Origin of the sequence: Streptomyces bluensis (genome assembly GCF_014650715.1) — a bacterium.
Lineage (GTDB): Bacteria > Actinomycetota > Actinomycetes > Streptomycetales > Streptomycetaceae > Streptomyces > Streptomyces bluensis.
In genome coordinates this window covers 75,080-89,104 of record NZ_BMVM01000012.1, presented here as the reverse complement: position 1 = coordinate 89,104, position 14,025 = coordinate 75,080, and the positions used below count along the sequence as shown (strand labels likewise).

The 14,025-nt window shown below is 75.7% G+C and carries 1 protein-coding gene; it reads right to left on the bottom strand.

Translation table 11 applies throughout. The annotated features are described in order from the left end of the window. Positions 1–51: 51 nt before the first annotated feature. Entirely contained in the window at positions 52–13,977 is a 13,926-nt protein-coding gene (locus IE262_RS26720) for a type I polyketide synthase (protein WP_189877243.1), read from the bottom strand. Positions 13,978–14,025 lie beyond the last annotated feature (48 nt).

Here is a 14,025-nt window from a genome sequence, read left to right as displayed (position 1 = left end):
CCGGGCCCGTCCGGGGGGAGGGGACGGGCCCGGGCCGTACGGGCCTGCGCGCTAGTCGAGTTCGTCGACCAGGGCGAACAGGTCCTCGTCGGTCGCGGAGTCGAGGTCGGCCAGGTCGTCGTGGAGCGGGTCGGCGGCGTCGGCGAGGTCGAGCAGTTCCCGCAGCCGGTCGACGATGCTCCGGTGCGCCGCCGTGTCGGAGAGGGCGTCCGGCAGCGCGGCCTTCAGCCGGTCGAGGTCGGCCAGCACCGGATCGGCGCGGGACGGCTCGGCGACCTCCGCGACGAGTTCCGCGCGCAGATACGCCGCCAGCGCGTCCGGGTTGGGGTGGTCGAAGACGACCGTGGTGGGCAGCCGCAGCCCGGTGGCGCTGTTCAGCTGGTTGCGCAGCTCGACCGCGGTGAGCGAGTCGAAGCCCAGCTCGTTGAAGGCGCGGGTCGTCCCGATCGAGGTGGCGTCGGTGTGCCCGAGGACGGCGGCCGTCCTCGCCCGCACCAGGTCGGTGAGCATCTGCCGCTGTTCCTCCGGCGGGAGCCCGGCCAGCCGCTGCGGGAGCGGCACCTGCTGCCGCTCGGGCCGGGGCGCCGGACGCGGGGCGAGCCCCCGCAACGCCGCCGGCAGGTGTTCGGCCCTGCGCAGCGCACCGGTGTCGATCCGGGTGACGGCGTGTACGGGCCGGTCGAGGCCGAGCGCCGCGTCGAACAGCGCGGTGGCCTCGGCGTTGGTGAGGGGCAGCAGTCCGAGGCGGGCCAGACGGCCCAGGTCCGCGTCGGACAGGTGGGTGCTGAGCGCGCTGCTCTCGGCCCACAGCCCCCACGCGAGGGAGTGCGCGGGAAGGTTGTTCGCGTGCCGGTGGTGGGCGAGCGCGTCCAGGAAGGTGTTGGCGGCGGCGTAGTTCGCCTGACCCGGTGTGCCGACGACACCGGCGACGGACGAGTACAGGACGAACGCCGACAGGTCCGCGTCCTTGGTCAGCTCGTGCAGGTTCCACGCGCCGTCGACCTTGGGCCGCAGTACGCCGTCGAGTTGGTCCGGTGTCAGTGAGGTGATCGTCGCGTCGTCGGTGATGCCGGCGGTGTGCACGACGGCGGTCAGCGGGTGGTCGTCCGGGATGCCGGCGAGCAGCGCGGCCAGTGCGTCACGGTCGGCGGCGTCGGCGGCCACGATCTCGACGTGGGCGCCGAGCGCGGTCAGCTCCGCGGCCAGTTCCCGGGCGCCGGGGCCGTCTGGCCCGCGTCGGCTGGTCAGCAGCAGACGACGGGCGCCGTGCTCGGTGACCAGGTGCCGGGCGAGGACGGTGCCGAGGGCGCCGGTGCCGCCGGTGACGAGTACCGTGCCCCGCCCCCAGTCCGGTCCGGCCCCGCCGGGCCCGGCCGGGGTGCCCGGTTCGGCCGGGGCCAGTCTCGGGGCGAGCACCTCGCCCGCCCGGAGGAGGAGTTGGGGTTCGCCGGTGCGCAGCGCGGCGCCGAGGACCTCATGGGAGCCGGGGTGGTCGTCGAGGTCGACGAGCGTGAACCGGTCGCGTTGCTCGGCCTGCGCGGAGCGCAGCAGACCCCAGACGCCGGCCCGCGCCAGATCGGTGACGTCCTCACCGTCGGGGGCGACGGCCCCCCGGGTGAGCACGACCAGCCGGCTCGCCGCGAACCGGTCGTCGGCCAGCCAGTCCCGCACGGTGCCGAGCACCTCGTGCAGGACCGCCCGGGCCCGCCCGGCGAACCCGCCGCCACCGCCCGAAGCGTCCGCGCCGACCGCGTCCGCGCCGACCGCAGCCGGCGGTGGCAGCAGGGGCAGCAGCACCGTCGACGGGACCTCGGCACCGCCGTCGACCGCCTCCCGCAGCGCGGCGAGGTCGTCGTACGACGGGCCGGGCCGGGCACCGGAGGGCAGCGGGCGCCCCTCGCCCAGCACCGCCCAGGGGCCGTCGCCGGCTGTGGTGGCCGGGTCGGTCGGCACGGGGGTCCACCGCACCCCGTACAGCCCCTCCCGGGCGCCGGTGCCCGAGACGGCCAGGTCGCCGGGGGAGAGGGGGCGCAGCCGGAGTTCGTCGATCGTGGCCAGCGGCAGCCCCGTCTCGTCGGCGAGGTGCAGGGCGACCACCACACTCGTGTCGTCGGACTGCGTCACCGCGAGCCGGACCCGCAGCGCGCCGGGACCCGTTCCGGCCGGGGGCACGCTGATGCCGGACCAGGAGAACGGCACCATCGGCCCGGAGGCCACGTCCGCCACGCCCGGCAGCAGCGGGTGCAGGGCCGCGTCGAGCAGCGCCGGGTGCAGGGCGAAGCGCGCGGCCTCGGCCCGGTGCTCCTCGGCGAGGGTGACCTCGGCGTGCAGGCCGTCCCCGTGGCGGGAGAGCCGGCGCAGGTTCCGGAACAGCGGACCGTAGGCGTACTCCCGTTCGGCGAGGGCGTCGTAGACCCCGTCGAGGTCGATCTCCACGGCGCCGGCGGGCCGCCGTACGTCCTCGGGGAGGGCCGTGGCGGGCTCGCCCGTGCTCAGCGTTCCCTCGGCGTGCCGGGTCCAGCGGCGGTCGCCGTCGGCCCGCGCGGGACGGGAGTGGACGGTCAGCGGACGTCGGCCGGAGTCGTCGGGGGCGCCGACGGACACGTGGATGCGTACGTCGTCGTCCTCGCGGAGCACCAGCGGCGCGGTCAGGGTGAGTTCGTCGACCAGGGTGCAGCCGGCCCGGCGGGCGGCGTGCAGCGCGAGGTCCACGAACGCGGTCCCCGGCAGCAGCACGGTGCCCATGACGGCGTGGTCGGCGAGCCACGGGTGGGTACGCGGGGAGACCCGGCCGGTGAGGACGACGCTGTCGCCGTCGACCGCGTCCACCGCCGCGCCCAGCAGCGGATGGTCGGGGGAGTCGAGGCCGAGGTCGGTGGCGTCACCGGAGGCGGCCGGGGCCGTCAGCCAGTAGCGCTGCCGCTGGAAGGCGTAGCCGGGCAGGGGGGTGCGGCGGGCGCCGGGGAAGACCGCGTTCCAGTCGGTCCGGGTTCCGCGCAGGGCGAGGAGCGCCAGAGCGGCGGCGGCCGTACGCGTTCCGGGGCGTCCGGCCCGCAGCAGCGGGACCACCGTCCCCGCCGGTGCGGTCAGACACGGCTCGACCAGCGCGGAGAGCACCCCGTCGGGGCCCAGCTCCACATAGTCGGTGACCCCGGCGGCCTCCAGCCGCCGTACCCCGTCCGCGAACCGCACCGCCTGACGCACCTGGGCCACCCAGTACTCCGGGGTGCACAGTCGCGCGGCGTCGACCAGGTCACCGGTGACCGTCGACACGATGGGCAGCGTCGGCGGGTGGAAGGTCACGGCACGGGCCACCTCGGCGAAGGCGTCGAGCATGCCGTCCATGCGGTGGGAGTGGAAGGCGTGCGAGACGACGAGGCGCTTGACCTTGCGTCCCTCGGCCCGCCAGTGCTCCTCCAGTGCCGCGACCGCGTCCTCGTCGCCCGAGACCACGACCGCCTCGGGGCCGTTGACGGCGGCGAGGCTCACCCCCTCGGGCAGGGTGATCTCGTCCTCCGCCGCCGCGACAGCGAGCATCGCGCCGCCCCCCGGCAGGGCGTCCATGAGCCGGCCCCGGGCCGCCACCAGCGCGCACGCGTCGGGCAGCGACAGCACCCCGGCGACATGCGCCGCCGCGAACTCGCCGACCGAGTGGCCGAGGAGATGGTCGGGTGTCAGGCCCCAGGACTCGACGAGCCGGAACAGCGCGACCTCCAGCGCGAACAGCGCGGGCTGCGCGAACACCGTGCGGTTCAGCTCGTCCCCGCCGTCGAACACGAGGTCTCGCAGAGGCCGTTCGAGGTGGGTGTCGAGGTGGGCGCACACCTCGTCGAAGGCGGTGGCGAACACCGGGGAGGCCGCATACAGGTCGCGTCCCATGCCGGGGCGCTGGCTGCCCTGCCCGGTGAACAGGAACGCCGTCCTGCCCCTCGTACCGCCGCCGTCACGGACGACGGAGGGTGTGTCCTCGCCCCGCGCCAACGCGTCGAGGGCGTGCAGGAGTTCGTCCCGGTCGTGCCCCAGCACGGCGGCCCGGTGCTCGTGCCGGGTCCGGCCGGTGGCCAGCGAGAAGCCGACGTCTACGGGGGCGAGTCCGGGCCGCTCGACCACGAACGCCCGCAGCCGCCCGGCCTGCGCCCGCAGCGCCGCGTCCGACCTGGCCGACAGCAGCCAGGGCAGGGCGGTGCCCGGGGCCGGGCGGTCCTCGGCCGTCGCCGCATCCCCGGAGCCCGAGGTGCCGACCGTATCCGCCGAGTCCCCGGTGCCCGCCGCGTCCCCTGAACCCGGAGCGCCGGCGGTCGCGGGCTCCTCCGCCACCTGCTCGATGATCACGTGCGCGTTGGTGCCGCTGATTCCGAACGACGACACGGCGGCCCGGCGCGGACGCCCGGCCTCCGGCCACGCACGGGCCTCGGTGAGCAGGGCGAGGGCCCCGCTGTCCCACTCGACGTGCGGCGAGGGCTCCTCGGCGTGCAGGGTCTTCGGCAGCACCCCGTGCCGCATCGCCTGGACCATCTTGATGACGCCGCCCACCCCGGCCGAGGCCTGCGTGTGTCCGATGTTGGACTTCAGCGAGCCCAGCCACAGCGGGTTCCCGGCGTCGTGCCCGGCGCCGTACGTGCCCAGCAGGGCCTGCGCCTCGATCGGGTCGCCCAGCGCGGTGCCGGTGCCGTGCGCCTCCACGGCGTCGACGTCGGAGGCCCGCAGCCCGGCGCCCGCGAGGGCCTGCCGGATCACCCGCTCCTGCGAGGGGCCGTTGGGCGCGGTGAGCCCGTTGCTGGCGCCGTCCTGGTTGACGGCGGAGCCACGCAGCACCGCGAGCACCTGGTGCCCGTTGCGCCGGGCGTCGGACAGCCGCTCCAGGAGCAGCAGACCCACGCCCTCGCTCCACGCGGTGCCGTCGGCCTGCGCGGAGAACGACTTGCAGCGGCCGTCCGGCGCGAGCCCCCGCTGCCTGCTGAACTCGACGAACGAGCCCGGCCCCGCCATCACGGTCACCCCGCCCGCCATCACGAGGTCGGACTCCCCGGACCGCAGCGCCTGCGCCCCCAGGTGCAGGGCGACGAGCGACGACGAGCAGGCGGTGTCCACGGTGACCGCGGGACCCTCCAGGCCGTACGCGTAGGCAAGCCGCCCGGAGATCACGCTGGAGGTGTTCCCGACCAGCAGGAACCCCTCGAACTCGGCGGGCACCGACGGCAGCCGCGACGCGTAGTCGTCGTACATCGCGCCGACGAACACCCCGGTGTTGCTGCCGCGCAGCGCGGCCGGGTCGATCGCCGCGTTCTCGAAGGCCTCCCAGGCGGTCTCCAGGAGCAGCCGCTGCTGGGGGTCGGTCGCGGTCGCCTCGCGCGGCGAGATTCCGAAGAACTCCCGGTCGAAGAGGTCCGCGTCGTGCAGGAACCCGCCCTCGCGGACGTACGACGTGCCGGTGCTCTCGGGGTCCGGGTCGTAGAGCTTCTCCAGGTCCCAGCCGCGGTTGGCGGGGAAGCCGCTGATCGCGTCCGTCCCGGAGGACACCAGCCGCCACAGGTCCTCGGGCGAGCCCACCCCGCCGGGGTAACGGCACGCCATCCCGACGATCGCGATGGGCTCGTCGGTGCCGGTCGCGGCCGGCGCCTCGGCCACGGCGGCCGGGGCCTTCCCCGCGATCCTGCCCAGCAGATGGCGGGCCAGCGCGTCGGGGCTCGGATGGTCGAAGACGACCGTGGGCGCCAGCCGCAGCCCGGTCGCGCTGTTCACCTGGTTGCGCAGCTCGACGGCGGTGAGCGAGTCGAAGCCCTGCTCCTTGAACGCCCGCGCGGGGTCCACGGCGTCACCGGAGGAGTGCCCCAGGGCCAGGGCGGTGCACGTCCGTACCACGGCGAGCACCGCGGCGTACCGCTCCTCCTCCGGCAGCGCGGCGATCCGCGCCGACCAGTCCCCGGTGCCGGGGGCGCTCGCCGTGCGCGCGACCCGGCGGGTGCGGACCAGGCCCCGCCAGACGGCCGGGACCTGCTCGGCGCCCGCACCGGCCCGGCCCGGCCGCAGCGCCGCGGGCACGATGAGCGCCCCGGGGCCGGCCAGCGCCTCGTCGAACAGCCGCAGCCCCCGCTCCGCGTCCAGCGGTACGACACCGGTCCGCGCCCAGCGGGCCACGTCCGCCTCGGAGAGCGTGCCGCCCATGCCGGCGGTCGCGTCCCACAGCCCCCACGCCAGCGAGTGCGCCGGCAGGCCCTGCGCGCGCCGGTGGTGGGCGAGCGCGTCGAGGAAGGTGTTGGCGGCGGCGTAGTTGGCCTGGCCCGCCATACCGGTGATGCCCGACACGGAGGAGAACAGCACGAACATCGCCAGGTCATGACCGCGCGTCAGCTCGTGCAGATGCCACGCCCCGTCGACCTTGGGCCGCAGGACCGTCTCCACCTGCGCCCCGGTCAGCGAGCCGAGCGTGGCGTCGTCGAGGACACCGGCCGTGTGCACGACGGCGGTCAGCGGATGCTGTGCCGGTATGCCCGCGATCAGCTCGGCCAGGGCGTCACGGTCGGCGGCGTCGGCGGCGACGATCCGGACCCGCGCGCCCAGCCCGGTGAGTTCCTCGGCGAGCGCGGAAGCGCCGGGGCTGTCGGGTCCTCGCCGGCTGGTCAGCACCAGCCGGCGGGCGCCGTGCCCGGTCACCAGATGCCGGGCGAACAGCGCGCCGAGACCGCCCGTACCGCCGGTGATGAGCACCGTGCCGTCCGGGTCCAGGGCAACACGCCCGAGCTGCGGCTGATCGGTGCGGCGGTCCGTGGCGCGGGCCAGCCTCGGGGCGTGCGACCGCCCGTCCCGTACGGCGATCTGCGGTTCGCCGGTGGCCACGGCGGCGGCCGTCAGTGCCCGCGCGTCGCCCTTCCCGTCGAGGTCGACGAGCACGATCCGGTCCGGAAACTCGGTCTGCGCGGTGCGCAGCAGACCCCACAGGGGCGCGTGCACCAGGTCGGTCACGTCGTCGCCGGGCAGCGCGGCGACGGCACCGGTGGTCACGACGACCAGCCGGGACCCCGCGAACCGTTCGTCGTCCAGCCACCGCTGAACCAGCTCCAGCGTCCGTACCGTCGCGGTGCGTGCGGCGGCGGGCGTCGCCTCCCCGTCCGCGGCGAGGGTGACCACCACGAGGTCGGCCGGTGCGACGGCGGACAGGCCGGCCGGATCGGTGACCTCGCTCCGGCTCCACGCCGGCACCTCCGGCGCGGGCAGCGCGGGCCAGTCGACGGTGAACAGGGAGTCGTCGCGGGCGGCGGTGGCCGTGGCGAGCCTGCCGCGGTCGACCGGGCGCAGCGCGAGGGAGTCGACGGTCACGACGGGTGCACCCGTGCCGTCGGCGACCGTCAGCCGGAAGGTGTCCGTGGCGAGGGGCGAGATCCGCACCCGCAGCGCGGTGGCCCCGGCCGCGTGCAGCCGGACCCCGGCCCAGGAGAACGGCAGCCGGATCCGCTCCGGGTCCTCGGCCGCCGACGGCAGCAGCGGGTGCAGCGCGGCGTCGAGCAGCGCCGGGTGCAGCCCGAACAGGGCGGCCTCCTCGCGCTGTTCACCGGCGAGGGTCACCTCCGCGAGGAGGTCGTCGCCGAGCCGCCACACGGCCCGCACGCCCTGGAACGCGGGCCCGTAGTCGTAGCCGAGGTCCCGCAGTACGGCGTAGGCGTCGTCGACCGGCTGCGCCACCGCGCCGGCGGGCGGCCAGGCGCCCGTGTCCCCGGCCGTCACGGCCGGACCGGCGGTCGGCGCGAGGACACCGGTGGCGTGCCGGGTCCACGGCCGGTCCGCCGCCGTGTCGTGGTCGGCGGTGGCCGGGCGCGAGTGGATCGTGAACGACCGGGCGCCCGTGCCGTCCGGGTCGGTGACCCTGACCTGGACGCGCACCGAATCGCGCTCGGGCAGCACCAGCGGCGTCTCCAGGGTGAGGTCCTCGACCGTGTCCGCGCCCACGCGCTCCCCGGCGGCGAAGGCCAGCTCCAGGAAGGCCGTGGCGGGCAGCAGCACCGCGCCCGCCACGGCGTGGTCCGCCAGCCATGGGTGCGTACGCGGCGACAGCCGGCCGGTGAGGACGAGGTCCTCGCCGCCGGCCATCTCCACCGCCGCGCCGAGCAGCGGGTGACCGGCCGGGTCCAGCCCGAGCCCGCGCGCGTCGGAGCGGGCGCCGGGGGCCAGCCAGAAGTGGTCGCCCCGGAAGGCGTACGTGGGCAGGTCGATCCGGGCGGCGCCGGGGAAGGACGCGGTCAGGTCGACCTCGCCGCCGGACGCGTGGAGGTGGGCGAGGGCGGTCGTGTACGTGTCCGCCTCCGGCCGCCCGGCCCGCGAGAGCGCGACGCTCGTCACGGAGCCGCCGTCGTCGTCGTCCTCGGCGAACGCCTCCCGCGCCATGCCGGTGAGGACGGCGTCCGGGCCCACCTCCACGAACAGCCCGGCCCCGAGCGCCCGCAGCGACCGTACGGCGTCGTGGAAGCGGACGGTGGCACGGATCTGGTCGGCCCAGTAGCCGGGGGAGCACAGCAGCTCGGGCCCGGCGGGTTCCCCGGTGACCGTGGAGACGACGGGGATCGTGGGCGGGTGGAAGGTCAGGGACCGGGCCACCTCGCGGAACTCGTCGAGGATGCCGTCCATGTGCGGTGAGTGGAAGGCGTGGCTCACCTGGAGCCGGCGCGTGCGGCTGCCGCGCTCGCGCCACTCCTGCGCGATCCGGGTGACCACCGGCTCGTCGCCCGCGAGGACCACGGAACGGGGCCCGTTGACGGCGGCGAGGGAGACGGCGTCGGCGTGCCCGGCGATCGACTCGGCGACCTCTCCCGGGTCGGCCTGGATCGCGATCATCGCCCCGTCCGAGCGGGCCGCCTGCATCAGCCGGCCCCGGGCCGCGACCAGCGTGGCCGCGTCGTCGAGCGACAGCACGCCGGCGACATGGGCCGCCGCGAGCTCGCCGATCGAGTGCCCGGCGAGCAGCTCGGGCACGATCCCGTCCCGCTCGACCAGCAGCCGGAAGAGGGCCACCTCCACGGCGAACAGCGCGGGCTGGGTGTACCGCGTGCGGTGCAGCAGCTCCGCGGCCGCACTGCCCTCCTCGGCGAACAGCACCTCGCGCAGCGGCCGCTCCAGATGCGGGTCGAGCGCCGCGCACACCGCGTCCAGCGCCTCGGCGAACACCGGGAACGCCTCGTACAACTCCCGGCCCATCCCGAGGCGTTGGGCGCCCTGCCCGGTGAACAGCAACGCCGTCCGCCCCGTCTCGCCGACGGTGCCGCGCACGACGTTCGGCGCTCCCGCCCCGTCGACGACCGCGTCCAGCCCGGCCAGCAGCTCGCCGAGGTCCGAGCCCAGCACCACGGCGCGCCGCCGGAACGCCGTCCGCGTGGTCGCCAGCGCCAGCCCGACGTCCCCGACGCGCACCCCGCCCGCACCTCCCACGAACTCCCGCAACCGCCCGGCCTGCGCGCGCAGGCCGTCCTCGGTGGGGGCGGAGAGGACCCAGGGGACACGAGGGGCGGGGGATGCCGCGGCTGTGCCGGCCGAGGGGATCGCGTCCGCGCCGGTCGCCGGGGGCGGTCCCAGCGGCGCCACGGCCGCCGTGTCCGCCCCGGCCGGCTCCGCCACGTCCCCCTGTTCCACGATCACATGGGCGTTCGTGCCGCTGATCCCGAAGGACGACACGGCGGCTCGTCGGGGTGCGGCGGTGTGCGGCCACTGCCGTCGCTCGCGGACCAGTTCGGCCGCGCCGGACGTCCAGTCGACGTGCGGGGTCGGCTCGTCGACGTGCAGCGTGGCCGGTACGACGCCGTGCCGCATCGCCTGGACCACCTTGATGACGCCGCCGACCCCGGCTGCGGCCTGCGCGTGCCCGATGTTGGTCTTCAGCGAACCGAGCAGCACCGGCTCCCGGCCCTCCCGGTCCCGCCCGTACGTGGCGAGGACGGCCTCCGCCTCGATGGGGTCGCCCAGCGCGGTGCCCGTGCCGTGCGCCTCCATGACGTCGACGTCGGCCGCGCCGAGCCCGGCGTCGACGAGCGCCTGCCGGATCACCCGCTGCTGCGACAGCCCGTTCGGGGCGCTCAGCCCGTTGGACGCGCCGTCGGAGTTGACGGCCGAGCCCCGCACCACCGCGAGGACCCGGTGGCCGTTGCGGCGCGCGTCGGAGAGCCGCTCCACGACCAGCAGGCCCACGCCCTCCGCCCACGCGGTCCCGTCGGCCGCCGCCGCGAACGCCTTGCAGCGCGCGTCCGCCGCCAGCCCGTGCTGCCGCGAGAACTCCAGGAACATGCCAGGCGTCGACATCACCGTCACCCCGCCCGCGACGGCGAGACTCGACTCGCCGCGCCGCAGTGACTGCACCGCCAGATGCAGCGCGACCAGCGACGACGAGCACGCCGTGTCCACGGTCACCGCGGGCCCCACGAACCCGAACTGGTAGGCGATCCGCCCGGACATCACGCTCGCCGCGCCGCCGGTCAGCAGATGCCCCTCGACACCCTCGGGCGCGTCGTGCATCCGGGGCCCGTAGTCCCCGGCCGTCGCGCCGACGAAGACCCCGGTACGGCTGCCGCGCAGCGCCGGCGGGACCAGTCCGGCCCGCTCCAGCGCCTCCCAGGCGGTCTCCAGCAGCAGCCGCTGCTGCGGGTCCATGGCCTGCGCCTCGCGCGGGGAGATCCCGAAGAAGGACGCGTCGAACCGGCCCGCGTCGTGCAGGAACCCGCCCTCGCGGACATAGCTCTTGCCGGACCGCTCGTGGTCCTGGTCGTAGAGGTCCTCGGCCCAGCCACGGTCGGTCGGGAACGCGGAGATCGCGTCGCCGCCCTCGGCCACCAGCCGCCACAGATCCTCGGGCGAGGCGATGCCGCCGGGGTAGCGGCAGGCCATGCCGACGATCGCTATCGGCTCGTCGTACGCGTCCTGCCCACCCGAGCCCGGACCGGCCCCGGCCACCGCCCCCGGCAGCACCTCACCGGCCCCGCCCGGGTCCGCCCCCGCCAGCTCGGCCGCGACGAACTCCGCCAGCGCCCTGGGGGTCGGATGGTCGAACACCAGCCCCGTCGGCAGCCGCAGCCCGGTCGCCCCGGCGAGGTTCTCGCGCAGCTCCACGGTCATCAGGGAGCTGAACCCGAGGTCCCGGAACGGCACGTCCATCTCGACGGCCCGCCCGGCGGCGTACCCCAGGACGGCGGCGACATGCGAGCTCACCAGCTCGACCGCCGCCCGCTCATCCGCCGCCCCGGACACGACGGCGCGCTTCGGCCGTACGGCGGCGGGCAAGGCTCCGGGCCCGAGCGCGGGCACGGAGGGACCGCCGGCCGCGGCATCCGCCGCGCGGGCCAGGTCCGTCACCCAGTACCGCTCCCGCTGGAACGCGTACGTCGGCAGATCGATCCGGCGCCCCCCGGCCCCCTCGAACACGGCCTCCCAGTCCACCGCCGCACCGCGGACGAACGCCCGCGCCAGCGCCGCCCAGGCCGTCCGCTCCTCGGGCCGCCCCGAGCGCAGCGCCGGTTCGGCGGCGACGGAGTCCTTGTCGAGCACGCTCTCGGCCACCATCGCCGAGCAGACGCCGTCGGGCCCCAGTTCGAGGACGGTGCGTACGCCCTCCGCCTCCAGGGTCCGCGCGGCCCGCATGAACCGCACCGGCCGGCGGACCTGCTCGACCCAGTACTCGGGGGAGGTGAGCAACCCGGGCGCCGCGATCTCGCCCGTCACCGTGGAGACGACGGGGATACGGGGCTGGTGGAAGGCCAGTCCGGTGACCACCCGGCGGAACTCGTCGAGCATCCCGTCCATGTGCGGCGAGTGGAAGGCGTGGCTCACCGTCAACCGCTTGGTCTTGTGTCCCCGGTCCTTCAGGACGGTGGCGATCTCCAGCACCGCGTCCGTGTCCCCGGAGAGCACGAGGGCCGCGGGGCCGTTGACGGCGGCGACTGCCACCTCGCCCTCCCGGCCCGCCAGCAGCGGCAGCACCTCGTCCTCGGCGGCCTGTACGGCGACCATGGCGCCCGCGGCGGGCAGTTCCTGCATCAGCCGGCCCCGGGCGGCGACCAGCGCGCAGGCGTCGGCGAGCGAGAGGACCCCGGCGACGTGGGCGGCGGCGACCTCACCGATCGAGTGCCCGGCGAGGAGGCCGGGCCGTACGCCCCACGACTCGAACAGCCGGAACAGCGCGACCTCGACGGCGAACAGCGCGGGCTGGGTGTACCGGGTCTCGTCGAGTCCCTCGCCGGTGGCGACGACCTCGCGCAGCGGCCGCTCCAGCAGCGGGTCGAGGTGGGCGCACACGGTGTCGAAGGCGGCCGCGAACGCCGGGAAGGCGGCGTGGAGTTCGGTGCCCATTCCGATCCGCTGGGCACCCTGCCCGGTGAAGACCATGGCCAGCCGGCCCGTCGCCTCGGCTCCCGTCACCACCCCGGCGGCGGGCAGCCCCGACGCCAACGCGTGGAGCCCGGCGGCCAGTTCGTCCCGGTCGGCGGCCAGCACGACACCCCGGTGTCCGAGCCGTGACCGGGTGAAGACCGACGACCGGCCGACGGAGGCGGGCTCGGCGTCAGCGTGGCTCTCGACGAACTCGGCGAGCCGCCGGGCCTGGGCGCGCAGCGCGTCCGTACCCCGCCCGGAGACCACGACGGGCAGCACGGCGTCGGCGGGGCGGGTGCGCGGGGCGGTCTCGGGTTCCGGCCCGCCGGGCGCCTCACCCACGATCACATGGCAGTTGGTGCCGCCCATGCCGAAGGAGCTCACGCCGGCGAGCAGAGGGCGCTCGGGGTGCGGCCACTCGCCCAGCCGGTCGTTGACCGACAGGTTGAGCGTGCCGAGGGGGATCTCGGGGTTGGGCGTACGGAAGTTGAGGCTCGGCGGGAGCATACGGTGGCGGACGGAGAGGACCGTCTTGATGAGCCCGGCGATGCCGGCGGCCCCTTCGAGGTGCCCGATGTTCGTCTTCACCGAGCCCACCCGCAGCGGGTCACCGGGTGCCTTGAGCGCACCGACCGCCGCTCCGAGCGCGGTGGCCTCGATCGGGTCGCCGACCGGGGTTCCGGTGCCGTGCAACTCGACGTACTGGACGGCGTCCGGCACGACCCCCGCCCGCCGCTGGGCGAGCCGGACCACCTTCTCCTGTGCGGCGGCGCTGGGCACGGTGAGGCCGGGCGTGGCGCCGTCGTTGTTGACCGCGCTGCCGAGGATCACGCCGTGCACCCGGTCGCCGTCGGCCAGTGCCCGTCGCAGCGGTTTGAGCACGACCATGCCGGCGCCCTCGCCGCGCACATAGCCGTTCGCCCGGGCGTCGAAGGTGAAGCAGCGCCCGTCCGGGGACAGCCCGCCGAACCGCTCGGCGCCCACCACCCCTTCGGCGAGGAGGTTGAGGTTGACGCCCGCCGCGAGCGCCAGTTCCGCCTCCTGGGCGCGCAGGCTCTCGCACGCGAGGTGCACGGCGACCAGCGAGGACGACTGGGAGGTGTCGACGGTGAGGCTCGGCCCGTTCAGGCCGAGGGCGTACGAGACCCGGTTGGCGATGATGCCGCGGTGGGTGCCGGCGACGGTGTGCTGGGTGATGGCGGCGGAGCCCTGCCGGTAGAGCAGGCTCGTGTAGTCCTCGCGGGCGGTGCCGACGAACACGGCCGTGGGGCTGCCGTCGAGGCTCGCCGCGACGATCCCCGCGTCCTCCAGCGCCTCCCAGGTGATCTCCAGCAGCAGCCGTTGCTGCGGGTCCATGACGACGGCCTCGCGGGGCGAGATCCCGAAGAAGGCGGCGTCGAACTCCTCGACGGCGTCCAGGAACCCGCCCCGGCGTATCTCGCTGCGGGCGTCCGCCGAGATCGGCTCCCACCGGTGCTCGGGCATCCGCGTGACGGCGTCCCGGCCCTCGCGCAACAGCTTCCAGAACTCCTCGGGACCGGCGGCGCCGGGCAGCCGACAGGACAGTCCGACGACGGCGATCGGTTCCTGCCGATCCAGTGGGTCGATTGCTGCGGAGTGTCGCTCACTCGTCATTTTCGCTCGGCTGCCCTTCCATTACTGGAAATCACCTCGGGTAACGAC